This is a genomic window from Salicibibacter cibarius (assembly GCF_016495725.1).
In the GTDB taxonomy this organism is placed as follows: Bacteria; Bacillota; Bacilli; order Bacillales; family Marinococcaceae; genus Salicibibacter; species Salicibibacter cibarius.
In genome coordinates this window covers 1,449,729-1,475,554 of the sequence record NZ_CP054705.1, presented here as the reverse complement: position 1 = coordinate 1,475,554, position 25,826 = coordinate 1,449,729, and the positions used below count along the sequence as shown (strand labels likewise).

At 45.4% G+C, this 25,826-nt stretch carries 25 protein-coding genes; 8 read left to right on the top strand and 17 right to left on the bottom strand.

What is annotated here, in order from left to right:
• The first annotated feature begins 99 nt into the window (after positions 1 to 99).
• Positions 100 to 1,794: a dihydroxy-acid dehydratase gene (ilvD, locus tag HUG15_RS07720; protein WP_200128114.1), complete on the top strand. Its 1,695-nt coding sequence runs from the start codon at positions 100 to 102 to the stop codon at positions 1,792 to 1,794.
• Between the two features lie 522 nt (positions 1,795 to 2,316).
• On the opposite strand, the gene HUG15_RS07715 is transcribed toward ilvD, so the two are convergent.
• The 3 genes from HUG15_RS07715 to thpD all read right to left on the bottom strand — a co-directional run bounded on the left by HUG15_RS07715 (position 2,317) and on the right by thpD (position 6,607).
• Positions 2,317 to 2,547, bottom strand: coding sequence for a hypothetical protein (locus tag HUG15_RS07715; RefSeq protein WP_200128113.1), 231 nt, complete (start codon positions 2,545 to 2,547; stop codon positions 2,317 to 2,319).
• Between the two features lie 118 nt (positions 2,548 to 2,665).
• Positions 2,666 to 4,792 (bottom strand): ATP-dependent Clp protease ATP-binding subunit, encoded by a 2,127-nt coding sequence (locus HUG15_RS07710; protein WP_200128112.1) that lies wholly within the window; start codon positions 4,790 to 4,792, stop codon positions 2,666 to 2,668.
• 885 nt (positions 4,793 to 5,677) lie between these two features.
• The gene (gene thpD / locus HUG15_RS07700; protein ID WP_281393605.1) at positions 5,678 to 6,607 is read right to left on the bottom strand and encodes an ectoine hydroxylase; all 930 of its coding nucleotides are present in this window, start codon (positions 6,605 to 6,607) and stop codon (positions 5,678 to 5,680) included.
• Between the two features lie 267 nt (positions 6,608 to 6,874).
• Between thpD and HUG15_RS07695 the strand changes: the two genes are divergently transcribed.
• Complete coding sequence (locus HUG15_RS07695) at positions 6,875 to 7,138, top strand: spore morphogenesis/germination protein YwcE (protein ID WP_200128109.1); 264 nt, start codon at positions 6,875 to 6,877, stop codon at positions 7,136 to 7,138.
• Positions 7,139 to 7,197: 59 nt separating this feature from the next.
• Here HUG15_RS07695 and qoxD read toward each other — a convergent pair whose 3' ends face one another.
• The 4 genes from qoxD to qoxA are packed head-to-tail and all read right to left on the bottom strand — an operon-like array spanning position 7,198 to position 11,111.
• Positions 7,198 to 7,524 (bottom strand): cytochrome aa3 quinol oxidase subunit IV, encoded by a 327-nt coding sequence (gene qoxD / locus HUG15_RS07690; RefSeq protein ID WP_200128108.1) that lies wholly within the window; start codon positions 7,522 to 7,524, stop codon positions 7,198 to 7,200.
• On the bottom strand, positions 7,521 to 8,135 hold the full coding sequence (gene qoxC / locus HUG15_RS07685; protein WP_425504049.1) for a cytochrome aa3 quinol oxidase subunit III: 615 nt from the start codon (positions 8,133 to 8,135) through the stop codon (positions 7,521 to 7,523). Before qoxC ends, qoxD begins: the two co-directional genes overlap by 4 nt.
• A 13-nt stretch (positions 8,136 to 8,148) precedes the next feature.
• Positions 8,149 to 10,125, bottom strand: a complete 1,977-nt coding sequence (gene qoxB, locus HUG15_RS07680; protein ID WP_200128106.1) for a cytochrome aa3 quinol oxidase subunit I — start codon at positions 10,123 to 10,125, stop codon at positions 8,149 to 8,151.
• Between the two features lie 26 nt (positions 10,126 to 10,151).
• Positions 10,152 to 11,111, bottom strand: coding sequence for a cytochrome aa3 quinol oxidase subunit II (gene qoxA, locus HUG15_RS07675; protein WP_246516626.1), 960 nt, complete (start codon positions 11,109 to 11,111; stop codon positions 10,152 to 10,154).
• 1,351 nt (positions 11,112 to 12,462) lie between these two features.
• On the opposite strand from qoxA, the gene HUG15_RS07670 reads away from it, so the two are divergent.
• Positions 12,463 to 13,710, top strand: coding sequence for an IS110 family RNA-guided transposase (locus HUG15_RS07670; protein WP_200128104.1), 1,248 nt, complete (start codon positions 12,463 to 12,465; stop codon positions 13,708 to 13,710).
• Positions 13,711 to 13,905: 195 nt separating this feature from the next.
• Here the strand turns inward: HUG15_RS07670 and HUG15_RS07665 are convergent, their stop codons facing one another.
• A complete protein-coding gene (locus HUG15_RS07665; RefSeq protein WP_200128103.1) occupies positions 13,906 to 15,345 on the bottom strand; it encodes a DEAD/DEAH box helicase in 1,440 nt (479 codons plus the stop codon).
• Positions 15,346 to 15,547: 202 nt separating this feature from the next.
• Positions 15,548 to 15,745, bottom strand: a complete 198-nt coding sequence (locus HUG15_RS07660) for a cold shock domain-containing protein (RefSeq protein WP_200088909.1) — start codon at positions 15,743 to 15,745, stop codon at positions 15,548 to 15,550.
• 274 nt (positions 15,746 to 16,019) lie between these two features.
• Between HUG15_RS07660 and HUG15_RS07655 the strand changes: the two genes are divergently transcribed.
• Positions 16,020 to 16,337, top strand: coding sequence for a CHY zinc finger protein (locus HUG15_RS07655; RefSeq protein ID WP_200128102.1), 318 nt, complete (start codon positions 16,020 to 16,022; stop codon positions 16,335 to 16,337).
• Here the strand turns inward: HUG15_RS07655 and HUG15_RS07650 are convergent.
• Together HUG15_RS07650 and HUG15_RS07645 are read right to left on the bottom strand one after the other, a co-directional pair.
• Positions 16,334 to 16,891: a YusW family protein gene (locus tag HUG15_RS07650; RefSeq protein ID WP_200128101.1), complete on the bottom strand. Its 558-nt coding sequence runs from the start codon at positions 16,889 to 16,891 to the stop codon at positions 16,334 to 16,336. The genes HUG15_RS07655 and HUG15_RS07650 overlap by 4 nt on opposite strands.
• Positions 16,892 to 16,963: 72 nt before the next feature.
• Positions 16,964 to 17,881: a S66 peptidase family protein gene (locus HUG15_RS07645; RefSeq protein WP_200128100.1), complete on the bottom strand. Its 918-nt coding sequence runs from the start codon at positions 17,879 to 17,881 to the stop codon at positions 16,964 to 16,966.
• A gap of 165 nt (positions 17,882 to 18,046) precedes the next feature.
• On the opposite strand from HUG15_RS07645, the gene HUG15_RS07640 reads away from it, so the two are divergent.
• The gene (locus HUG15_RS07640; protein ID WP_200128886.1) at positions 18,047 to 18,400 is read left to right on the top strand and encodes a DUF1806 family protein; all 354 of its coding nucleotides are present in this window, start codon (positions 18,047 to 18,049) and stop codon (positions 18,398 to 18,400) included.
• Complete coding sequence (gene bshB2, locus HUG15_RS07635) at positions 18,397 to 19,068, top strand: bacillithiol biosynthesis deacetylase BshB2 (RefSeq protein ID WP_200128099.1); 672 nt, start codon at positions 18,397 to 18,399, stop codon at positions 19,066 to 19,068. The genes HUG15_RS07640 and bshB2 overlap by 4 nt, the downstream gene beginning before the upstream one ends.
• A 444-nt stretch (positions 19,069 to 19,512) precedes the next feature.
• Here the strand turns inward: bshB2 and HUG15_RS07630 are convergent, their stop codons facing one another.
• Positions 19,513 to 20,148: a pentapeptide repeat-containing protein gene (locus tag HUG15_RS07630; RefSeq protein WP_200128098.1), complete on the bottom strand. Its 636-nt coding sequence runs from the start codon at positions 20,146 to 20,148 to the stop codon at positions 19,513 to 19,515.
• Positions 20,149 to 20,165: 17 nt separating this feature from the next.
• Positions 20,166 to 20,672, bottom strand: coding sequence for a GNAT family N-acetyltransferase (locus HUG15_RS07625; RefSeq protein WP_246516545.1), 507 nt, complete (start codon positions 20,670 to 20,672; stop codon positions 20,166 to 20,168).
• Positions 20,673 to 20,897: 225 nt separating this feature from the next.
• On the opposite strand from HUG15_RS07625, the gene HUG15_RS23615 reads away from it, so the two are divergent.
• Together HUG15_RS23615 and erm are read left to right on the top strand one after the other, a co-directional pair.
• A complete protein-coding gene (locus HUG15_RS23615) occupies positions 20,898 to 20,957 on the top strand; it encodes an erythromycin resistance leader peptide (protein ID WP_200128884.1) in 60 nt (19 codons plus the stop codon).
• Between the two features lie 57 nt (positions 20,958 to 21,014).
• The gene (gene erm / locus HUG15_RS07615) at positions 21,015 to 21,749 is read left to right on the top strand and encodes a 23S ribosomal RNA methyltransferase Erm (RefSeq protein ID WP_200128097.1); all 735 of its coding nucleotides are present in this window, start codon (positions 21,015 to 21,017) and stop codon (positions 21,747 to 21,749) included.
• A gap of 37 nt (positions 21,750 to 21,786) precedes the next feature.
• Here the strand turns inward: erm and HUG15_RS07610 are convergent, their stop codons facing one another.
• The 4 genes from HUG15_RS07610 to HUG15_RS07595 form a co-directional block, all read right to left on the bottom strand.
• Positions 21,787 to 22,332: a thioredoxin family protein gene (locus tag HUG15_RS07610; protein ID WP_200128096.1), complete on the bottom strand. Its 546-nt coding sequence runs from the start codon at positions 22,330 to 22,332 to the stop codon at positions 21,787 to 21,789.
• On the bottom strand, positions 22,329 to 23,060 hold the full coding sequence (sfsA, locus tag HUG15_RS07605) for a DNA/RNA nuclease SfsA (protein WP_200128883.1): 732 nt from the start codon (positions 23,058 to 23,060) through the stop codon (positions 22,329 to 22,331). The genes HUG15_RS07610 and sfsA overlap by 4 nt, the downstream gene beginning before the upstream one ends.
• Positions 23,061 to 23,143: 83 nt before the next feature.
• Entirely contained in the window at positions 23,144 to 23,863 is a 720-nt protein-coding gene (locus HUG15_RS07600) for a 5-formyltetrahydrofolate cyclo-ligase (protein WP_343073152.1), read from the bottom strand.
• Positions 23,864 to 24,130: 267 nt separating this feature from the next.
• Complete coding sequence (locus HUG15_RS07595) at positions 24,131 to 25,609, bottom strand: BCCT family transporter (RefSeq protein WP_200128882.1); 1,479 nt, start codon at positions 25,607 to 25,609, stop codon at positions 24,131 to 24,133.
• Positions 25,610 to 25,826 lie beyond the last annotated feature (217 nt).

Here is a 25,826-nt window from a genome sequence, read left to right as displayed (position 1 = left end):
TCGTCGGTTTTTGTTTTCTTGATGGGCGAAAGTACGCAAAGTATGCTATTCTTTTATTAATAGTTTTTTTCTGCATATCAATGAGGAAGGATGAAAGAAATGTCAGACGAAGAAAAAGACTTGCGAATCCGCTCAAAAGTTATTAGCGAAAGTCCGAATCGTGCACCGAATCGAGCCATGCTCCGCGCGGTCGGTTTTGAAGACGACGATTTTAAAAAACCAATGGTTGGGATCGCGAGCGCCTGGAGTGAAGTGACGCCTTGCAATATGCATCTGGACAAGCTGGCGATCAGTGCCAAAAACGGCGCCGCGGCGAACAGTGCTCCTTTGATTTTTAACACCATTACCGTATCCGACGGAATTGGGATGGGGCATGAAGGGATGTTTTATTCGCTTCCAAGCCGGGAAGTGATTGCCGATTCCATTGAAACCGTTTCACAGGCGGAGCGTTTTGATGGCCTCGTTTCCATTGGCAGTTGTGACAAAAATACACCAGGCTGTTTAATCTCGATGGCTCGTCTCAATATTCCATCGGTCTACGTGTATGGCGGAACCATTCAACCCGGAAAACTAGACGGCAAAGACATTGACCTCGTCTCCGCTTTTGAAGCGGTCGGTCAACACCAAGTCGGCCAAATCGATGACAAACAATTGCATCGGGTCGAATGCAACGCCTGCCCGGGCGCGGGCGCTTGCGGCGGTATGTACACCGCCAACACGATGGCAGCGGCCGTGGAAGCGATGGGCATGAGCTTGCCGGGATCCTCCTCAACACCCGCGATTGCAGGAGCCAAAGAAGATGAATGTGAACGTGCCGGCGCATTGGTCCATGAATTGTTGCAAAAAGGCATCTATCCGCGTGACATCATGACAAAAGAAGCGTTCGAGAACGCGATCACCGTCGTGATGGCTCTAGGCGGCTCTACCAATGCATTCTTGCACTTGACAGCGATGGCGCACGCGGCAGATGTGGATTTAACCCTTGATGATTTTGAGGCCGTTCGTGAACGTGTGCCGCACCTTGCCGATTTGAAACCGAGCGGCAAATACGTCATGCAAGACTTGAATAACGTCGGCGGGGTGCCTGCGGTCATGAAACTCCTTCTTGAAGAAGGTTTGCTTCACGGCGATGCGTTAACCGTCACCGGCAAAACGTTAAGGGAGAACTTGCAAGAAGCAGAACATCTCCACGAGGGACAAGAAGTGATCTTGCCATTCTCCAATCCGAAAAAAGAAAACGGCCCGCTCGTCGTGTTGCGCGGCAACCTTGCGCCGGAAGGTGCCGTAGCAAAAATGTCCGGCCAAGACATCAGCCGTTTCAGTGGTCCGGCACGGGTTTTCGATAGTGAAGAAAGTGCCACCCAAGCAATCATGAACGATGAAATTAAAAAAGGCGACGTGCTCGTTATCCGCTACGTCGGCCCTAAGGGCGGGCCGGGTATGCCGGAGATGCTCTCGGTTACAGCAATGCTCGTCGGCAAAGGTCTCGGTGGGGGTGTCGCACTCTTAACCGACGGTCGCTTTTCGGGCGGATCCCACGGATTTGTGATCGGTCACGTGGCACCGGAAGCGCAAGTCGGCGGACCCCTCGCCTATCTGCAAGAAGGCGATACGGTCACGATCGACAGCGATGAACAGCTATTGGCTGTCGATATCGATGAAGCAGAGATGAAGGCTCGTGCCAAAGATTGGAAAACGCCCGAGCTTCGATTTAAATCCGGCGTCCTTGCCAAATATGCCCGTCTCGTCTCATCCGCATCAAAAGGTGCGATTACGGACGAGCCGATCGAATAATGCAAAAACCCCCATGGTGATCTGCCGAACACCATGGGGGTTTTCTGTTCAAAATTCGGTTCGATCAACACATCCATCATATGAGCTTTCATGATGCCTCCCGCCCAATGAATTTTCATTTTTCGGGCACCATAACCCTCTCATGAGGCCTGTAACGAGTAGTTTTTTCGGTTTTCGGGTTCCATGAGCCTTTCATGGCGACCGAAATGTATCGATTCCTTCTCGTACAGGAACCATAACGCTTTCATGAGAACCGAAACACGAAACTTTCCCGATGTTTGGTCGTCATAAAACTGTTTCTTCTGTCCATCACATGCCAACTCCCCAACGAACGGGTTGAATGTCGGGAAAGATTTTTTGGTTATAGAGTCAATGGAATCACCTCAAGACCCGTGTCTTGTATATTGATATTCATAGAGGCTTAATAGAAATTTGGAACGATTGTAAACCTTAGCATAGTCAATATTAAACAGTTTACCGAGCTGTTAAAAGGCTGTTTTCCCTCACATCACACGAAAATGTTTATTTCCCACCTTGAGCCTCATGAATGATTTTTAAAGCTCCTTCATCATCTGTCACATAATCCTGATTTTGTAATGCTTTTCGTCTTTGGGCTGCGGATAGCCCCGATTTCTTCTTACAAGAGACGTTATAGCCGAAGTGTTCCTCTAAAACATAGACGAGATCATCTGCTTCAAGTTCATCCTTATTACAAAACATTTGATTAAACTGATCACGCGAAATATATTCCATGGCGATCACCACCTTAAATATAGTTTAGCTCAAATGTTTGTTAAGTCCATATGTTTCGCTGCTTGACCATGGAACACAGCCCTTCGCTAAAAAAAGCAGCCCCTTCGGGCTGCTTTCCTTATTTCGCGGACACATTCAGTTTTTCGTCTCGTACGTTCACCGCTATATTTTTTACTTCTTCGTTTTCCAACATCACATCGGCGATTCCGTCTTCGACGTATTCCTCGATGACACGGCGGAGTGGGCGTGCACCGAAGGTCGGGTCGTAGCCGAGTTCCGCCATTTTTTGTTTGGCATCTCTCGTTACTTCAATGGTAAGTCCTTGTTCTGTCGCAGCGTCTTTTAGATCCTCGAGCATAAGATCCACGATCGTCACGAGGTGCTCGCGAGACAATTCATTGAAGCGGACGATCCCGTCGAAACGGTTGAGAAATTCCGGTTTGAAGTAATCGGTCAACCCTTCCATGGGGTTTGGCTCCTCATCATCAGCACCAAAACCTACCGTCGTTTTTTTAAACGCACTTCCCGCGTTGGAAGTCATGATGAGAACCGTATCTTTAAAACTAACCGTGCGGCCTTGGCTATCCGTGAGGCGACCGTCTTCCATGATCTGCAAGAACATGTGCTGCACATCCGGATGCGCCTTTTCAATTTCATCCAGCAAAATAATGCTGTATGGCTTGCGGCGCACTCGTTCCGTCAACTGACCGGCTTCGTCGTGTCCCACATATCCCGGCGGGGAACCAATGAGTTTGGATACGGAGTGTTTTTCCATATACTCACTCATGTCCATTCGGATCATCGCTTCACGGTCACCGAACATTTCTTCAGCTAATGTTTTGGATAGTTCGGTTTTCCCGACGCCCGTTGGTCCGATGAACAAGAATGAACCGATCGGTCGTGTTCCGCGGCGAAGGCCGGCACGATTACGGCGAATCGATTTCGCCACTTTTTCAACGGCTGTTTCTTGGCCGATCACTTGACTGTTCAAGCGTTCCGGCAAGTCGCGCATTTTTTTCTGTTCGTCTTCTTGGAGACGGCGAACCGGAATGCCTGTTTTGGCTTCTACGAGCGCTTGAATGCGGGCCACATCCACGACAGATTCATGTTTGTATTCGGACTTTGCTTCTTGTTGTTTCTCTTGTAATTGCAATTCTTCAGTGCGAAGCTTAGCCGCGCGTTCATAATCTTCTTGGCTCGTTGCATCTTCTTTTTCAATTTTGATTTCTTCCAAACGTTTGGCGATTTCACCATCGTCCATGTCACTGATGAGCAAGTTCACTTTCGAACCGGCTTCGTCCATAAGGTCAATCGCTTTATCCGGCAAAAACCGGTCTTGAATATAGCGATCGGATAGGGCGACAGATGCTTCAATAGCATCTTCCGTGTAGGTGACCTCGTGATACTTTTCATAGTTCGGCTGGATGCCCGCAAGAATTTTCTTCGCGTCTTCAAGGGACGGTTCATCAACCATGACCGGTTGGAAACGGCGTTCGAGGGCGGCATCTTTTTCGATTTTACGATATTCCGCCAATGTGGTCGCGCCGATTAATTGCAACTCACCGCGAGCAAGCGCGGGTTTCATGATATTACCGGCATCTGCCGACCCTTCTGCGGAACCGGCACCGACGATTTGATGCACCTCATCTACGAATACGATGACATCGTCCCGTTGTTGCAACTCCGAGATCAACTGCTTCATCCGTTCTTCAAATTGGCCACGTACGCCTGTGTTGGCGACGAGTGACGAAACGTCCAGCAAATAGATCTGTTTATTTTTCAACTTGTTCGGTACTTGATTTTGTACAATACGAAGGGCCAAACCTTCCGCGATTGCAGTCTTTCCGACACCTGCTTCCCCGATCAATACCGGGTTATTTTTGTTTCGGCGGTTTAGCGTTTCAATGACGCGTTCCACTTCTTGGTCCCGGCCAATAATCGGATCGATTTCTCCGTTATTGGCACTGTCGGAAAGGTTTCGCCCGAGCTCGTCGAGTAAGCCGCCGCCTTGACCGGCGCCTTGATGCGTCTGGGCATTCGTATATTGTTGACCTTGCTGCTGGCCGCCCATCGCGTTCATCATTTGATCAAATTGCGATTGGCCACTCATGCCGGTAGGCTGTCCCATGTGATTGCGAATGTCCCGATAGCACTGCTTGCAAAGATTCATTTGCTGTTGCTTCCCGTTTACATTGATTCTCATTTGAATTCGCGCTTCGTTTTGTTGGCAATGATCACATCTCATCGATCTGTTTCCTCCTTGTTCCGTTTTATTTTTGATTGTTTGTATACGTTAGTGTTTGCGCCTAAATTGACTTTGACTATATTTGACCTTTGCATACTTCTATTATAGTTTGACTTTCTTTGACTTTCAAGTGTTTTGTTTAAATTTTTTTTGGCCTTTCACCAAAATCTATAGTTGTTTTCAGTAAATGATGGCAATAACACTAGTGCAGAAGGCTGAAATAAAGATCACACCGACTACCGGAAGTCCGGATTGGGATTTCAAACCAGGGCTATCGACCGGGTAAACTGTCACTGCCCGAGTCAAGGTATCAAATACTCTCGTCAATGACCGAATATCTTCCCTCGAAGCAGGACTCCCGGTTTTCAAGAAACGGTCATGGCGACCGAAAACAAAAGTCAATCGCTCATTCGGGCGCCATGAGGCAGCCATGACGACCGAACGCTTTAAAGACAAGCCTTTTCGGTTACCATGAAACTGCTATGGTTACCGAACTCTTTTGATTCAGGCCATTACGGTCATCATAAAGCGGTCATGGCGACCGAAAACGAAAACCGACCGCTTTTCCGGTTGCCATAAGGCGGTCAATTGTCCGAGTCAGGGACCAGAAACAACAGTTGTTGACGACCGATGATCGGGTAATTAAGCCACCTTGCACTAGCCAGCAGAGGAAAAACACGGAGACTGATATGAACGAAAGCGCAGTGAGAAAACCCCGCAGAAAAAAACGAATTTCTTTTTTCTAGGAGGCTGAGCGCAAGTCCATGGAAAGCATCGTGTTTTTCCGTAGCTGTTACTATCGATCATGATTACACTATTTCTTTTTTAAATTAAAAAACAATAAAAACGCCCGCTTGCACACACCGTGCAAACGAGCGCATAGGTTTATTTCGATCCTGCTTTTTCTCTGAACGTCGGTTGCGGCTGAATCGGTTTAATCTGAGCGCGATTGGCGAGAAATTCAGGTCTGGGTTTCGCATTTCCAAACGGTTCTTCCAGTTGGTTTTCAGTCGAATTGTAGACGAAAAAGGCGTTGCTTCTCGGCAATGGTGAAATATTGCCGCTGGAACCGTGCATGATATTGCTTTCGAAGAACAGGACCATTCCGGCTTTGCCGGTTGCGCGATCGATGCGTTTTCCGGCTTTTTCAAATAGTTTGTTTAAACTTTCCGGATCGGGAACCCCGAGCTCTTGTTTTTGAAGGGACTGTTCGTAATTCGCGTCCGGCGTCTCCCCCGGACAAGACACAAACCATTGATGGGAGCCGGGAATCAGCATTAACGGACCGTTGTATTCGTAATTATCAGTCAGAATAATCGAGCAACTAACCGCACGCGGGCTCGGCATGCCGTCTTCCACGTGCCACGTTTCAAAATCGGAATGCCAATAAAATTCCTTTCCGCTAAAGCCGGGTTTAAAGTTAATGCGGGACTGCGTAATGTAGACGTCACTTCCGAGCAATTGCTGCGCTGCTTTGACGAGGTGTTCATTTGCAGCAAGCCGGCTGAAAAAATCGTTATGTTTGTGAACTTCAAAAATCGATCTTACTTCGTCTCCTTCAGGTTCAAGAACGACAGTATCCGATTTTTGTCCTCTTTGTGCCTCTAATGTGTCATTGAGGTGTTCAGACATGATGTTGACTTCTTCGTCGCTAAATACGTCATCGAGCATCAGGTAGCCATTGTTCTCGTAAGAATCAAGCTGGTTCGAAGCTAACGGGCCATCCATTTTGCCCCGATTATGAATAACTGGATCTGTTCGCTTCATTAGTTCTGCATCTTTTCCTACTCGTGAAGGATACAAATCAGTACGCAACGTTGAACACTCCTTGATTTATTAAATTTTGTTGTCCCACTATCTACTTTATATGCTCAATCATTCACAAGCAAACGGCTTTTGGGTGCTTTTATTGTCTTAATAATCCCTGTTGAACGCTCATCGCCTGTTTAATAAATGTTTTTTCACCTTATCTGCGGTTATCTTTTCCTAACATTCTAATTCTTTTCTTTTTGCCTTAGTGTAAAATCGTCAATAATTTGTTACAATAATTGTGATGAGAATGTGAATCTAGGAGGTGGGGAAATGGGAGTCTTCTTTTTATATTTGTTTATTGCCAGTGCCACCCCGCTCTTCCTTTGGAAAGAGAAACGTTGGTTGGCCCTCGCCAGTTTGCCGCTCTTAATTGTGATGTGGATCATGTCCGGGTTTTATGTTGCCAATATGCTAACACCTGCCGCGCATACGTTTTTTATGATTTTGTTTTCGTTTAACGTACTTCTGGCCCATGTGGGCGCGATTATTCTATATGTAAAACCGGAATGGTGGAAACGTTTCGCAACTGATTAAGTAAGAAATCCCAGTCTGCGTAGGCTGGGATTTTTATCGTTCCGCAGAATAATTGGCGATTACATATGATGCTCAAGGTGAATACCAAATTCCATCACCCAATACGACCCAACGGCAACAACAATAGCAACAAACGCGGAAAAGAGAATATGTCCCACTTGAATTCTGCCATTACTGCTCTCGGCCATATGCATGAACATCAGCAATTGCAAGGCAGCTTGAATAAAGGCAAGCGAAAAGATCAATATAACGATCGTCCGGACACTGAACGCTGAATAAAAAGCAATCCATAAAGCGACCAACGTTAATACAATGGAGCTGATAAAGCCGACGACGTGTTTCCACGGGAAATGCCCTTTTTTTGTGACTGTTGTTCCGTTACTCATGCGATCACCAACCTTAACAAGTATACGCCCGTAAATATGAAAATCCAGATGACATCGAGAAAGTGCCAATAAAGGCTGGCAATGAACGTTTTATTGGCGGTCGCCGGAGTTAATCCCCGCATTTTAATTTGAATCAGGATAATGATGAACCAAGCCACACCCATAGCAACGTGCAAACCGTGAGTTCCGAGAAGAAGGAAAAAGGAGGACCAATAAGCGCTCGTAGCCAAGGTTGCTCCTTCACTGGCATACTCCACAAACTCATAAATTTCCATTCCCAAAAAACCAAGTCCCAGCACTAGCGTGATCCCTATCCAAATCAGCATGCGCGTCACATTTCCAAGGCGCATTTCATGAATCGCGAGCCCGCTTGTAAAACTGCTCGTCAGCAGGGTGAAGGTCATTACAAGCACCAATCCCATACTGAAAACTTCAGTAGGAGGAATACTTGATGCCGTGCGGTAAATAAGCACAAAATACGTCCCGAAAAGGGTGGAGAAGAGAACGATTTCCGCTCCCAGGAACATCCAGAAACCGAAAATGTTATACTCTCCGGTTTCCGTTTGATATTCCAATGGGGTTTCTTCTCCAGGGAAGTCTTCACGTTCGATGGGGTCAATTTTATTATCCATTTTCATGTGCTTGTCCCTCCCTGATCCCTTCTTCTTCTTTTCTTACTTCTTCAGCTGAAACGATATGTCCATTATCTCGTGAAAAAGAACGTTGAATCATACAGATGAAAATGCCAATGGCACCTATGATCGCGATTGGCCACCAATGGAAGACGAGACCAAATCCTCCGATAAACATGAACACACACATAATAAAAGGGTTACCAGTATTGTTCGGCATATGGATGTCTTGGTACTCTACTATCTCATTCGGATCGATGCCATCCTGTTTCATTTGCCAAAACGCATCTTGGCCTTTGACCTCCGGGATTTTCGCAAAGTTATAATGCGGCGGGACAGCAGAAGACGTCGCCCATTCAAGGGTGCGGCCACGACCACCCCAAGGATCCCCGGTCGTCTCTCTCGGTTGATAGCGATAACTATAATAAATGTTATACACGAAGATCACAAAAGCAATGCCCATCATGAAAGCTCCGACGGTGGATATAAAGTTTAAACCAAACCATCCATCTTCCGGGAAGTACGTATATATGCGTCGCGGCATGCCGTCCAATCCGAGAAAATATTGCGGAAAAAAACAGACGTTAAAACCGATCATAAAGAGCCAAAACATCCAATGGCCGAGCCGTGCATTCAATTTCAGGCCAAACATCTTCGGCCACCAGTAAATCGTTCCGGCAAAACAGGCAAAAATCGTGCCTGCAATCAACACATAGTGAAAGTGTGAAACGAGAAAATAGGTGTTGTGATATTGATAATCAGCCGCTGCCATGGCAAGCATGACCCCAGTGACACCACCAATGGTAAAGTTTGGAATGAAGCCGAGCGCCCAAACCATCGGTACGGAAAATTGTATCCGCCCGCGATGCAGCGTTGCCAACCAGTTGAATATTTTCACCCCGGTCGGAATCGCGATAGCCATCGTTGAAATGGAGAAAAAGGAGTTAACCATCGGTCCGGCCCCCATCGTGAAAAAGTGATGGACCCAGACGAGAAAGCTTAAGCCTGAAATTGCAGCAATCGCGAAAACCATTGACGTATAGCCAAATAATCGCTTACGGGCAAAGGTCGTAATAATCTCCGAAAAGATGCCAAATGCCGGCAAAATAACGATATAGACTTCCGGATGTCCCCAAAGCCAGAAAAGGTTCACCCACATCATCGGCATGCCGCCGTCTTGCAATGTAAAAAACGCCGTATCCCACAAACGGTCAAAGGTTTGCATCGCCAAAGCAACGGTTAGAATCGGAAATGCACCGATGATAATCAGCGAAGTGATTAGCGTCGTCCACGTGAACATCGGCATTCGCATGAGTGTCATGCCTTTTGCCCGCATTTTTAAAATGGTAACAACGAAGTTAATCCCAGTCGCTAGCGTTCCTATCCCGGTAATTTGTAAGCCGAGCAAATAAAAATTTTGTCCCGGCCCTGGGCTAAGATCGTTGGAAGCAAGAGGCATATAAGCGGACCAACCCGCGTCAGGAGCGCCTCCGATCACAAATGAAATATTAAAGAGCATCGCGCCCCAGAAAAACGTCCAAAAGCTTAAGTTATTCAGAAAAGGGAACGCAACGTCACGGGCGCCTATTTGCAGCGGCGTCGCCACGTTCATCAACCCGATAAGAAACGGTGTGGCCACGAAAATGATCATAATCGTGCCGTGCGTCGTGAATATCTCATTATAGTGTTGGGCTTCCCCTAGGAAAGGCATTTCCGGAACCGCCAATTGTGTCCGCATCATCATCGCGTCTACCCCTGCGCGAATCAACATTAACACCGAAGCGATGATATACATGATCCCGATTTTTCGGTGATCCACACTCGTAACCCATTCTTTCCAGAGCCATTTCCATTTTTTAAAATACGTAAGGACAAATATAATTCCAAGAGTGGTTAATAAGATGGAGATTTGTCCAGCGTGTATAAAAGGTTCTCCCGTGACGATGAATTCATCCCAATCGAGGTTCAAGTGAATTCTCCCCCTTTCCGTCCCGTCTAATGGTGATGGTGGGAATCCTGTTCTTGCGGTGTTTCTTCATTTTGCGTGTCTTCCGTTTCTACAGACCCGGCTTCCACATCAATATCAAGCCGAGGAACCCCATCAGGGGCGTCGGAAGCATGAGGGTTCATCGGCTCGTACCCTTCTCTTTCCCAGGCTTCCATAGCATACTCCGCATCTATCGCGTGATCCACCCATTCTAAATGAGTGCCCGAAAACGTGTACTCATCCACATGGCCGGGTACCATAAATTGATCATAAATCCCTTGAGTGAGTTCCGGTGCATCTTCTTGGACGTCCGCCACCCATTCGTTGAATGCAGATTCTTCGATGGCGTTGACATCGAAACGCATCTCCGCAAATCCTTCTCCTGTATAATTCGCATTTCTTCCATAATACGTTCCTTCTGTGCCCGCCTGTAAGTATAGTTCCGTCTCCATGCCGGCCATATTATAACGTTGCCCTCCCAATTGGGGCACCCAAAAAGAGGCCATGGAATCGGCTGACGTGAGTTTAAACAACACCGGGCGATCCACCGGTATATTAAGATAATTAATCGTTTCGATATCCTCCTCCGGATAACTAAAAATCCACATCCAATTCGAAGATGTCGCGTGAACAACAAGTGGTTCTTCATTTTCCGTGCTCGCCTCCGGTACCTCCTCAATATTGAAAATGGTATAAACCGTCGGTATGGAGAGAACGGTAACGATGGCAATCGGAATAGCCGTCCATATCACTTCCAGTTTGACACTTCCGTCAATATTCGGGTCGTATCCTCGATGTCCGTCCCTTTCCCGATACTTTACGAGAAAATACGTCAACAAAATTAATACAACGAGGACGATAATAAGCATAAAAGTAATGGAAAGGATAATTAAATCCCGTTGCTGTTCTCCTACGGTCCCTTCCGGATCAAGAACCGTCATCCCGCACCCACTCGTTATGATCATCATAAATAGAGCAAAAGATATGTACAAAAACCGATTCAAGCGATCACCTCCGATGTACATATTATTTTGTTCAACTATACCAAATATGAATCCGTTATAAATCGTCTATTTCTCTCATTTAGTGAAATAGTGATATCATGGACAGGGACATATGGTTGAAAAATAGATGTAATCATGAACGATGGAAGCCGCTACAGACAAACCAGGACGTGTTGCGTAGTCTTGCGCTCGGCCTCCTCGTTAGAAAACGTGGCCTTTCGTCAAGCTTTTATGGCGAAAAGCCTTCGTTCAACTGATGCAGGTAAGCACATTGATTGATCCTTCCCTCTGCGCTTTTCTTCGGAAATCTCCGTGTTTTTTCTTCGCTAGCTAGTGCAAAAGAATCGCCCTCGTCAAAGACGCTTTGAGTGACCAAATAAAGAGTATATGTCTTTTAGAAAAATGTGACCTCTCGCCAAAAAAAGGTATAACAGAGGAATCATCAAATTTTAACTGGAATGACTTCTCAAACAGGCGTACACTGGCAGCTCCTATTCCCCCGACGATGGTCATACCAAATATGAGAGGGTCGGGATGATATTGCTTACTTTGTTCCTCTCGGAGCGGCTCGACCTCCGATTGAGGGATTACTTCCTCTCTCTTGTTCCTCTCGGTGCAGCTCGATCTTCGGGAGAGGGATTACTTTCTCTCTCTTGTTCCTCTCGGAGCGGCTCGATCTTCGGGAGAGGGATTACTTTCCCTCTCTTGTTCCTCTCGGAGCGGCTCGATCTTCGGGAGAGGGATTACTAGCGCGATGCTGGGTGACCGATTAATTCAGAAAACTTATACAGGTAATAACGTTGATTTATACGTTCGTATGAAAACAACCATAATTGGAGCAACGCAAACGAATCAGTATAACCAACATATGTCTCGATTATATTTTTTGCGCTAAATTAGTTGTTTTCATTATAGATGATGGCGACATGCTCAACCGCCATAAGGGCTTCTTACCTGCTTAGAAAAACTTGGCTTCCGCCAAGTCCTTATAGCGGAAGCCTTAGTTTTACTTATACTTATAATCATGCCTTTCGCGGCGCTCAAGGCACAAAACGTTATGAAATAAGTTGCCTTGAGCGCTTTTTGTATTATTCTAGAGCTATAGGGATGCTCAGCAAACTACAAATCACGCAGAGGGGAGTGGCCATTCCGTGAACGGGGTGACCGCATACTTATATGTGTAGATTGCCTTCTCAAGCACAAATAAGTGTGACTTAGAGCACGTAGACTTATCTTTGTATAAACATTACTCGTTTATCGCTGGGCAATCAGTCAATGCTGTTTATCCCTATATATTCTAGAAAGGAGATTACGAATGGGGTTAAAAATCGTTTATCCAATCTGTTGTGGCATTGACGTTCACAAAACTTTTGTTGTTGCCTGTATTGCTTCCACCGACAACGGTGTCACAACTTACAAACGCCATCGCTTCTCAACCTATACCAAAGGGTTGAGAGAGCTGTCACAGTGGCTTTGTGAAAACAATTGCAAGGATGTTTGCATGGAATCTACCGGGAAGTACTGGATACCCGTGTTCAATATGTTGGAAGATTCCTGCAATATCACAGTCGCACATCCGAAATACGTCAAGGCGATCCAAGGGAAAAAGACAGATAAGAAAGATGCTAAATGGATGGCCGATTTATTTAAACATGATCTTGTGCCAGGGAGCTTTATACCACCGTCAGATATCAGACACCTTCGGGATCTGATGCGTTATCGTACCAAATTGACAAATATGATCGCCAGTGAAAAAAATCGGCTACAAAACAGCTTATCCGTCTCCAATATTCAACTGGGCTCCGTTGTTTCGGATACACTTGGAAAAAGTTCCATGAATATTATTCAAAAGCTATTGCAAGATCCTGAAAATCCTCATTTGGATATTCCGTCGCTTATTCACGGATCCATGAAGGATAAAATTCCTGAGTTGGAACTTGCCGTTGATGGGTTTATTACCCCCGAACAAGTCGGAAAGATCAGGGTCATTTTGAACCATTACAAGTACCTTAAGCATTGTAAAGACGAGCTTGAACAATTAATCCTTTCTCTTGCCGAGCCCTACACAGAAGAAATCAATTTGCTTTTAACGGTTCCGTCCATCAAGAGCATCTTTACGGCCATCGGAATCATATCCGAAATCGGCGTCAATATGGACGAGTTCCCTTCAGCAAAACATGTCTGTTCCTGGGCAGGGCTAACACCTACGAATAACGAAAGTGCCGGCAAGAAAAAGTCAGTCAAGATTTCAAGAGCAGGGGTATACATCAAACCCCTTTTGGTACAGTGTGCCAACGGTGTTGCCAAAAGCGATAAACATCCTGAAATCCGAAACCGCTATTTAAGCATCAAAAAGCGCCGCGGTCACAAACGTGCCATTATCGCTATCGCACGAATGCTGTTAACAGCAATTTACCACATTTTGAAGAAAAAAGAACCTTACAATCCCGAGCTGTATAAAAAATCCGAGGTTCTTCCAGCAAGTCGTGAGCTCACCGTGGAGCAAGCAATAGCGTTAGCAAAATCACAAGGTTTTAAAATCAAGGAACAACCAGCCACTTAAGATTATTTTACAGATTAACCATATTTGACCACAAACCTTCTTTTGAGATGGTTTATTTGGCATGCCCTTTTTTAATGTGCGAATATCAGAGGTTTATTTCAGACTTAATCCTTTAACATAGTTAAACATTCTTAAAGTGCAAAACAAAAAACGAGCAATCAGGCCATTATCCTGTCACTCGTTTCCTTGGCAGTATTAACCGGAACGCCGCCGCTGATTGTTTCTCCTGTTGCGATCATGGTTTTTTTGACGTCCCCCGCCACCGCGGCGTTGTTGAAATCGGCCTTGTTTTCCTGCCGGTTTTCGTTTTTGTTTGCTCACGAGCGGGCGTTCGCCGGTGAGCTTTTTGGTCGGTTCTTTTGTATCTTTTTGCAGCATGGAAAGCGCGGCAGCCACTACTGTGACCGGCTCATGCTCCTGTAACAATTTTTCCGCCATCGGTTCAAGACCGGTATGTTCCTGTTTTTCCATGATTTGCGTAAGTTCTCGAGCCGCTCGTTCTTGTCGGGCCACTTCCGCTTCATGGTCGCTCGGAACGTCGATGTGTTTAACGTTTCCTTTGGTTGCCTTTTCAATCATCGCCATATGGTCCATTTCAACGGGAGCGACGAATGTATAGGCTTTGCCGGAATGCCCTGCGCGTCCGGTCCGGCCGATCCGGTGAACATAACTATCCGACTCTTGCGGAATATCGAAGTTAAACACGTGGGTAACGCCCGTAACGTCAATCCCCCGCGCCGCCACATCCGTAGCCACCAAATACTTGACGGCCCCTTGCTTGAAACGGCGTAACACATTGGTCCGCTGCGCTTGTTTCATATCTCCATGAATGCCGGCCGCTTCATACCCTTGTTGCTCGAGCGCTTCGGATAACTCATCCACTCTCCGTTTCGTGCGACCGAAAATTATCGCAAGATCCGGATCTTCAAAATCAAACAGACGGCCAAGCGCGGATAGTTTCTGCTTTTCGGGTACTTTGAGCGCAAATTGTTCAATATTGGACACCGTCATTGCTTTCGCTTTAACGGAAACGGTTTGCGGTTCCGTCATAAAACGATCGGCAACTTTTTTCAAACGGGCCGGCATCGTTGCAGAGAACAAAAGTGTTTGCCGTTCCTCCGGAATTTTTTCCAATATCTCTTCAATATCTTCAATGAAGCCCATGCTCAGCATTTCATCCGCTTCATCAAGCACAACGGTACGGATCGACTGCGGGCGAATCGTCCTTCTTCGTGTATGGTCCATATAACGCCCCGGTGTAGCGACAATGATGGACGGGCGGGCTTTTAATTCCCTTATTTGCCGCCCCATATCGGCACCCCCGTACACAGCAACAGCTTTCACTTTTTTAGTGCGCCCAAGACTGTTCACTTCTTCGCACACTTGAACGGCCAACTCACGAGTAGGGGTGAGGATGAGCGCTTGTACGTTTGGGTCCTCCGGGTCAACTTTTTCGATGATGGGAAGCGCGAAAGCAGCGGTTTTTCCCGTTCCGGTTTGTGCCTGCCCGATGACATCACTGCCATCACGAGCGACGGGCAATACTTTTTCCTGAATCGATGTGGCCTCCGTGAAACCCATCTGTTGTATACTTTTTAATAAATAAGGCGGTAAATCCAATTCTTCAAATCTCATGCATCTGCTCCTTTATACATCTTTTTCCTCAGGATCGTTGGGATTAAAGATGCAAAAGCGCATGCGTTCCCGCCTAACGAAATGCCATGGCGATACGAATTACGAATCATACTTCTTACGTCTTCATCCACTTTTGCATAGAAAAGGGGTATATTCCCATTGACGCTGGAATATACCCCCCTATTCCTGAGTATCACGCGTTTTACAGACCGACGACGTTTGCTGCTTGCGGTCCGCGGTCGCCTTCAACGATTTCGAACTCTACGTCTTGACCGTCTTCAAGCGTTTTGAATCCTTCTGCTTGAATCGCGGAGAAATGTACGAAAACATCGTCTCCTTCTTCACGCTCGATGAAACCGAATCCTTTTTCGGCGTTGAACCATTTTACTTTACCAGTCATGCTGATGGCCTCCTTTGAATAGGCAGTCCAAAAAGATTCATCCTTCTTGAACCAGAAATTCTAAAAATAATTGAAACCGGGTGAACCTTTTTGCGTCCTAAACTTAAAAGCAGGCCGAAAAACAATTACACCGTACATTCAATCACTTTCGACATATTGACTATACCATAGCTTACACCAATAAGCAAATATTATACGAAAAAAATTTCTGATCCGTGTGGCGCTTCATTTGTTACACTAGAAATCAACGATTCCAACATAAAGGGTGAGCAATATGAAACGCGTGTACGGCAAGCAAATTGATCGCCAAACACGATGCATCCATTATTCCACAGAGAAAGATATTATCGCGATCAAATTTCATTGTTGCAAAAAATTCTATCCGTGCTATCAATGCCATCAAGAATCTGAGGCACACGCCATTTCCGTATGGCCTTCGGATCAATTTGGCGAGCGTGCCATTTTATGCGGCGTTTGCGGTTATGAGCATACCATCCGCGCGTATTTGGAAACCGACCGTTGCCTTAAATGCCACTCCGTCTTTAATGAAGGATGCAAATTCCACTATCATCTTTATTTTGAAAAAGATTAAGATTCATCCTCAACCTCTGTTTCGCCACCATCAAAGAACTCTGCTTCAACTTCCAGCTCGCTGTAATCTTCATCAAGGTTAAATGCATCAATCGCGGCATCCAATATGTCATCGTCACCGGAGTTCTCATCAATATCCATTTCCGGAAGGATGCCGGCAAGTTCCTCTAATGCCTCTTCGCCTTCCATTTCTATATCTTCGCCGTTCCGAGTATCTTCAATTTCCGCTTCGGGATTTCCGCCTTCATAGTCATATTCTGCCTCGTATTCCCCGTGGCTGTATTCGGCTTCCAATTCAAACTCGTCATAAGTTAGGTCCTCGTACCAGGCTTCGTCTGCATCCGCATCCTCGTCTTCCTCTTCCTCATCGGCTCCGTCATCCATATCATCATCGACAGTCACTTCATCTTCTTGCACTTCAGTATTATCATCGCCCTCATCTGCCGGAGCGTCTCCATTTGTTGTTTCATCTTCGAATTCTTCCCTATTATCACCGCAAGCAGCAAGGCTTGTAGCAACTGCCGCGGATAATGTGAGCATTCCAAACTTCTTCATGCGTTAGCCTCCTTTTTTCTCCATCCCCCACTTTCCCATTAAGATTGTCTGTCAAACGCAACATTCCAGTTGTTATCCTTCGCCAATAACCGTAATTGTCCCGTCATCACTGTTGAGATTTGCAATAGCCCCAATCGGAACAGCGGCTTTATACGTCCCGTGCCCGCTTGCAAGCCCTGTAATCAACGGTTTTCCCATCGGCACGATAAAATTATCGATCAAGTCTTCATAATCCTGCCCATAAGCAACTTGGCAATTGCTGCATTCGCCGAGAATAATGCCCACGCAATCATCAAATTTCCCCGCTAGCTCAAGATGCTTCATATGCCGATACACGGTATTGATCGGCTCATTCACTTCTTCCAAAAATAGGATGCATCCTGTTGTATCGATTTCAAATGCCGTCCCCAACGTACCGACAATCGATGTAAGATTCCCGCCAACAATTGGACCTGATACATTCCCCGGCACACGTCCTGTTAGCGGAGCGAGTTCCGGAGGATTAACGATTGCATGCTCAACGGATGCGGAAGAAACAACACTGAAAAACTGTTCAAAATTATAAGGAGGGGTCGTTTCTTGAAAATCAATAAGCATCAAACTGTGTAAAGTGATAACATCCGCATATTGATAAAGTGCATTTAGGAGGATCGTAATATCGCTGTATCCACTGATCCATTTCGGGTTATTTGCAATCAGCTCATAATTCAAATATGGAAGAATTCCGGCTACACCAACCCCGCCGCGTGTCGGTAAAATCAAACGTACATCATCCCGTTCGAACATTGCCATTACATCCGTTGCCCGCTCCTGATCCGTTCCGGCCAAAAAACCATTCCAATCGTATACATGTGTGCCGAGCACGACGTTTAACCCCATCGTTTCCAATGTTTGCACCCGTGCATCAATGATCCCGGCTTCAAGTGGGCTACCCAAGGTCACGACCCCGACCGTATCCCCTGCTTGTAATAACGGTGGATGAATAGCCACTGCATCTCCCCCCGTTTCCTACGTACATTCATTCCTTCCATCATATGCCCGCTTTGTTAACATCATTCTTGCGAGCGTTTTTGTTTAAAAGAAATGTGTGAAGCGGTAAAATAAAACTAAGCTATAAACCTACTACCCAGCAAACGAGGAATGATTGTTTTGGAAATGATTCAAATAGACATTGTCCAGCCATTATTGGATTTTTTTAACGGGAAACACGTATATGTTCATTTTGAATTGACGAACGGCGCTTACGCTGCCTACCGCCACGGCAAACACCATGCTGCCGGCGGGTATGTGCGAAACGCGCGTATGGACATTCAGCACGGAAAGATCAAAGGTGAAGACCCGTATCGCGTAGGCTTAAAAACCGAAGATGGTTGGATCTTTGCCGAAGGCTTATCGATGTTTGACTATAAAAACAATGAATCGCTATACTTGTATGGGTTCGATGAACAAGGAAAACTCGCCGTCGCCTTGCAACTGAGTACAATCCCGTTTCAAGGAGGGATAAAATGAATAAAGAAGAGCACATCTTATTGCTCTTTCCACACCCGGATGATGAAACATTTTCAGCCGCGGGAACGATCATGATGCACAAAAGGGAGCACGGGACAAAAGTGACCGTCGCTTCCTTAACATCCGGTGAAATGGGAAGAAACTGGGGCAACCCGCCGGTGGCAAACCGAGAAACACTGCCGTTCATTCGTCAAAAGGAACTCCAAAACGCCTGTGACATCATGGGCGTGGACGAGCTTCTTCATCTTGGCTATCGGGATAAAACGTTGGAATTTGAAGACGGGCAAACACTCGCTTCACATTTACGGAAAGTGATTCTCGATGTCGATCCATCGCTTGTCATTACGTTTTATCCGGGACTTAGCATCCATCCGGATCATGATGCCACCGGTGCTGCCGTGGTTGAAGCGATGAGAAAGATCCCGGAAAGCAAGCGACCGAAACTGCACACGAAAGCCATTACGGCCAATGCGGTTGAAGAAATCGGAGACGCTGACATCGTTTATGACATCGGCAATTTATTAATGGAACGAAAGTTACAAGCGATTGATGCCCACGAAAGCCAGATGCAAGAAGTATCGGCGATCACGAAACAGAAAATTGCCGAAGGCGATGAGGATACAGAAGCATGGATTCGCTACGAGGAATTTTGGATTTATGAGGTGTGACGCCTCTCGGCATTGCAATACCGAACATCCAGGATGTAGAAGGGGCTCCGTTGATTCCCTTGCGGGCCTACCTTCTTTTACGACAACCATCCCTCATATCACAGTATTGTTTGAACCTATTCTTTTCCCCAAAGCGGAGGGGGAACGGTTTCCGAAGGGACGATTAACTCGATGTTGTACCACAAACGCAAGGGTTACCGCTCTCAATGGTACAATAAGCTCGACGTTGTACCACAAACGCGAGGATTACCGCTCCCAATGGTACAATAAGCTCGACGTTGTACCACAAACGCAAGGATTACCGCTCTCAATGGTACAAAAAACCTGATTTCGTCCCTTGAATTAAGATGGGATTTACTCCCCCGATAGATTTCCAGTATATCAAACCACTGCAGGGCAAGTATTACTGGTAATCCAAACGATTTGGCGCCTCGATCATTATTTTTAATCCTGAATGTTTAATCCTAATAAAGAGGCAAACTGAATGGCTTGAAACGTTGATACTTTACAGCCTTTTAAGTCTTCAATGGACACAATTAAAGATTCAAAGTTTGACGTACTTATATCAATGCCCTTCAAGGGTGTCTCTTCAAACCTTGCTTCATTGATATTGCAGGAAAGGAACTCAACTTGCTTAAGCTTGCAATCATATAGGTCAGCACTTTCTAGAGAAGCCTCATCAAAAATTACTTTTTCAAATTTTGAATGCCCGAACATCATTATATTTAGAATCGACTTCTCAAACCTTGTATTCCCTATGTATGATTCTGTGAGGTCACTGCCTAACAACTTGCAATTATAAAATTCAACTCGATTCATGGAGGCATTACGCAAATTAGCATTGGATAGGTCACAATTCTCAAAGCGCACATCGGTAAGATCAATCCGGCCAAAATCGGTATTAACTAAGTTGCAGTTTTTGATCACCGTTTGATAAAGTCGTAATCGATCTATGGATTCGTTATCGAATTGAGAATCTGCAACGAGGCACACTTCAAATTCCGGATCCTCTTCATAAAAAATATCCGTAAATTTTTTCTCCGTAAGATTTTCGGGAATCTTGGGTGTATCAATCTTCACTTTATCCCTACTCTCATTTACATGGTTTTTCGATCCGTATCAATTTCAATATAAAAAGGGACGATATCGACATAGTTCCCATCTTTTTGTTTGAACCCATCCGGGATTACACCTAATGAGGTAAAACCTAGTTTTTTGTATAGGTGAATCGCTCCTTTGTTGGCTACTACCACCGCATTATATTGCATGATTCGAAACCCCAATGATCCCGCTATTCCCAAGGAATCAATGACCATTTTTTCTCCAATCCGTTTACCTCTTTGACCGGCTTTAACACCATAAGATGCATTGGCAATATGGCCACAACGCCCTTCACTATTCGGGTGTACAATATAAAGACCAAGTATCTCACCGTTTTCTTCAGCCACACCTGTGTAGGATTGTTCCGCAAAAAAAGACTGGGCTCCTTCCAGTGTCAACGGTTCCTCCTGTGGAAAGCTCATGCCCTCCTCCACAATATCATTCCATATCGTTAACATGTGTGATACGTCCGCTTCTGTATATGGTCGAATAATGATACTCACTTCCAACTCCCCTTTTTTCTGTTTAACCGAACAGCCCTTCCACCAATTCTTTATTTTACCATGCAAAAGATAATTTTTCTCTACCTGTATTTGAGCATTTGTTTACGAAAATGATATAATCAGTTACATTAGAAAACTTGGAGGGTTCATATGTGTGCTAGCATAGCAGTCGTCGATTTTACTTTATCTCTTTTATAATGCAAAAAATGGAAAGGAGATAAGAGTATGGGTTTATTTTCTATCTTTGTCATTAAAAGCGTTCATTATCAACCAAACCAAAAATAATTGGTTATAATGAACGCTTAACGTCCGTTCATTATAACCAGCAAGGAGACGGTTATAATGAACCAGAAAAACCCAAAAGACACGCAAAATTTTATTACTTCTAAAAAACATGTAAAAGAAATATTGAATCATACAGATATCAATAAACAAAACGACGTAATAGAAATCGGATCAGGAAAAGGGCATTTCACCAAAGAGCTCGCCCAAATAAGTCGGTCGTTGACTGCCATAGAAATTGATAAAAACTTATGTCGAGCCACTCAGAAAGCAGTAGAGCCTTTCGAGAATGTAGAAGTGATCCATACGGATATTCTAAAATTTGCCTTCCCACAAAAAATAAACTATAAAATATTAGGCAATATCCCCTATAATATCAGTACGGATATTGTTAAAAAAATTGTTTTTGAAAGCAAGGCAAAATACAGTTATCTTATCGTGGAGAAAGGTTTTTCGAAAAGGCTGCAAAACCTGCAACGTGCTTTAGGCTTGCTGCTAATGGTGGAAATGGATATCAAAATCCTCACCAAAGTGCCACGTACGTATTTCCATCCTAAGCCAGGTGTGGATTCTGTATTGATCATTCTTGAACGTCACGAGCCCTTGATTTCAAAGAAAAACTACGAACAATATCAAACGTTTGTTTATAAATGGGTAAACAAAGAATATCGTGCTCTTTTCACTAAAAATCAGTTTCGACAAGCCTTGAAGCATGCAAAAATAGATGATTTAAATAACATGAACGTTAAACAATTTTTATCTCTTTTCAATAGTTATACATTGTTTAACAAATAGTATTAGGGGGTTGCTTTAATGACAGCAACCCCTTAGCTTATTTCATCAACGTTTTCATGATGCTTTCATACACTTCATCCCATACGTTTTCATCTTCGCGAAATATCTGGGTGAGTGACGAAAGGGTTTCTTTCCATTTTTCCCCATAGTCGGGCGCATCTTTTGCCGGCAGTTTGGAAAAAAGAGCGTCCACCCTCGCCTGTACTTCCGATGCCCGCGGCCCCCATGTTGCCACCTCATTTCCATCTTCATCGATAAAAATAAAGATCGGAATCGAGCGAGACTTCCCATTCGTCAAGTATTGGTCCATAAGCTCCAAATTGCTGTCCCGTAACAACATCGATACGTCCATATTCGTTTTCTCCGCGATGTGAAGCAAAATCGGCACGTTTACCATCGCGTCGCCGCACCAATCTTCGGTGAGAACAATGACACGAGGAGAGTTGCCTGCCACTTCCAGCCTAGCATCGTCCGGAAGATTGAATTGCTCATAGACATGTTGAAGATTTTCTTTGTGTTGACTCATATTTTCAATATAAGCTTCCGGGGTTATCCCCTTTGCAAACCATTCGTTTAACGTCATTTTATCGGTCCTTTCTGAATGTTTAGTTGCACCGGTAATTCCTGGCCGAGTTCCACGCCTTCCAAACGGACATCTGTGGTTACAGCCAGCATTGCTACGCCGGCATCCGCAGCTTTTTGCAATGCAGACGCGAATGCTGGATCGATATGGGTGGCAGGACGGACACTCGTGACATCGCCCCTTTGCACCACAAACAATACGGCCGTGTCACAATTTCCTTCATTTTGGATGGTCGTTAAAGCCTCCACATGCTTTCTGCCACGAGCAGTAACGGCATCGGGAAAATAAGCAATGCCATTCTCCGCAAGTGTCACGCTTTTCACTTCCAAAAGCAATGACCGACCTTTATTTTCCAATAAAAAATCCCAGCGTGCGCCTGCGAATGGATATTCAGCCCTTATATAGTTGTATTTTTTTAATGACTCAATACGTTTTTCCTTCAAGGCTTGGGTTATCAAACGATTGGGAAACATCGTGTCCAGGGAAACATATACACGCGCATCTTCGCTCTCACAAAGAACCGCCGACCATTGCGTCTTACGTTTCGGGTTGTCGACATAACGCAGCCATATCTCTCGCCCGGGGATGAGCAATTCAATTAATCGACCCGGGTCCGGCAAATGAGCGGTTACTGTTTCACCGTCTTCTTTTCTCGCCCGAATGATAAAACGGTTCGGCCGTTCTATGAATGTTGCTTTATATAGCCGGTCGCGATATGGCATGAACATGTCTGTCGGTCCCCCAAAAGTTGCATACTCTCCATATTCGCTATTATAACCCATTATCCAAAGCGATTGAAACGTTTCAACCTCTACTCTCCGCGAACAAGCCGACTGATTTCCGCGAGCACCGGCATTTCTTCTTTTTCCTCTTCGGTTACTTGACTCCAGTCAATGCCTGTCGGTTTCGAATAAGGCGTGTTTGTTGAAAAGATTTCGTTTTCCGTCGCGATCCAGTCAGCGGTTAGATCATATCGTTCGATGGGGATGTCGGCGTCAACGAGTTGGGCGGAATGAACGGTGGTCACAACGGGGACTCTCGGGTTTCCGAGCTCTGTCAGTATTGCATACTCTCGATCGGCATACCCCTCTCCTTTTCCCAAGCGGCGCCCATCTTTATGTACCGCAACGGAGCCGACCACGATAAGATCAATCCGCGGAATATCGGAAAGGGGGAGTTCCTTCCCGTAGTGTTTCATATGCGTTAAGCTCGCGGCTTTCTTCTCTTCTCCTTGCGGTACCCATTCCGGTTTCACTTGAATAAAACCTGCCTTTAACCGGGGCGTGGGGACTAACAACATTTTGCCGTCGATGAGCACTTGCGCCCGCAATGGGAGCTGCGGCGCGTCGGGATTAACCTTCACAGCTTTTGCATTTTGATAAGCGGAGAGTCTCATGACATGATCAGCCGCTTTCTCGGCACCTTTAAAGTTTGGGATGCGATTTTGGAGCGGAAACGGAAACCGCCCTATTTTTTCTTCATTCATCCGCTGCCACACCTCTTCCCGAATGTGACTTTTATTAGCCGTCACGTTGACCAACTCCTTGTTCATATTTATTTACCCGCGGGAAATATCAAATTACCCACAGGAAATAATGAAATACCCACGGGAAATGTCAAATTACCAACGGGAAATAACGAAATACCCGCGGGAAACCTTATTGTATTGATCGTCCCCGAGGATTCGTATATATGCACGGTATTGCCTATCAATCCAATATAACTCATCAGTTCTGTTTTCAAAAAGCCCCCCACCAGGTTTACTAACCTGATGAGCGGGCTTTTTTGCTCCATATCTTTATTTTATCCCTTGATCTTTCGCCATTTTCTTCGCCACTCTCGGTGCCAGCCATAACGTTGGCAGCAATATGAGAGATACGGGTACCGCGGTCACCACAATGAAGGATTGTAAGGCATCAACGCTTCCTTCTCCGAGTACGATTAAAATCGAACCTACAGCACCCATGGTGATCGCCCAAAACACACGCATCGCTTTTGGCGGGTTATCTGTTCCCGAAATGGAGATCGATATCGTGTAAGATAACGTATCCGCTGTGGTTGCTACAAAAACAACCGTTACAAGCAGAAAGCCTATTGCAATCCAAAATCCAAACGGCAGCTGGGTAACGATCGCGTTAATGGCTGCCGCTTGTCCACCTTCTTCAAGAGGTCCACCGACGGATCCAGGGTTTTGAAGTTCATTGAAAATACCGGTTCCGCCAACCACCGTGAACCAAAAATTCATGACTAACGGTGCAATAACGAGGACAGCTATAAACAATTCGCGAAGCGTCCTGCCATGAGAAACACGGCTAATGAACATTGCCATCATCGGCGCATAGCCTATAAACCATCCCCAAAAGAATAACGTCCATTGCGATAGCCAGCCTTCATCCCCTCTGTAAAACGCAAGTTGCAAAAAGTCTTGGACGTAAATGCCAAACGAACCAATAAATTGGTCAATGATAAAACGGCCGGGACCAACCAACAAGATAATCACACTTAATACGATGGCAAAAATAACATTAAAACGGCTAAGAAATTGGATTCCTTTATGAATGCCAGTCATTGCAGAAATTGCCGCAATTAACACAAGGCCTAAAACCACGGCCAATTGCGTAATCAATGTATTAGGTATACCGAACAAATCGTCCATCATGTAAGCAGCCTGTAAACCAAGAAAACCAATGGGCCCAATCGTTCCGGCGGCCACGGCGAGGATGGAACAAGCATCGACCAACGTCCCAAATACATTTTTTTCCATAATTTTTTCCCCGAAAATAGGGTAAAGTAGGATTCTTGGCTTCATAGGCAGTCCTTTTGATTGCCCATACATAATGACAACAGCCGTTAGGGTTCCGTTTACAGCCCAAGCCAGAAATCCCCAATCCAAAAACGATTGCGCTAACGCCGGAGCGATTGTTGCTGCCTCTCCGGATGGCACATCTCCATACATCGGCGGGGTCTCAAGAAAATGAGAGACCGGTTCGGCAGCGGCCCAAAATACGCCCCCGCCCGCCATTAATGTCGTAATAATCATCGCAATCCACTTAAAATTATTTATGTCAGGCCGATCACGGGTACCTAAACGAATATTCCCATATCGCGACACCATCAATACGATCGCAATTGCAAACACAAGAACCATGAACACTTGCCAAAAAGCCCCGAAATATGAAGTCGCCCACCCAAATGACAGATCAACCAAGTCAGCGACAAAGTCAACGTGGATCAACGAAGCGATCACAAAAAGCAACAAGAATCCACCGCTAATCATAAATACCGGCCAGTCTGTTTTTCTTACCAAAACATAACCCCCTAAAATGTAAAAAACATGAACAACCCAACTAGACTAACAAATATTACTGCCGGAAGGCAATGATCCTTTTATTATTTTGTTCCGGGAATTTCTAATGTTAGATAGTGTAACCAACCCGGCATTTGTTAGTATTTCTCTGCTTAAAAGAAAAAGAGTGCTGATCTTTATTCAAAGA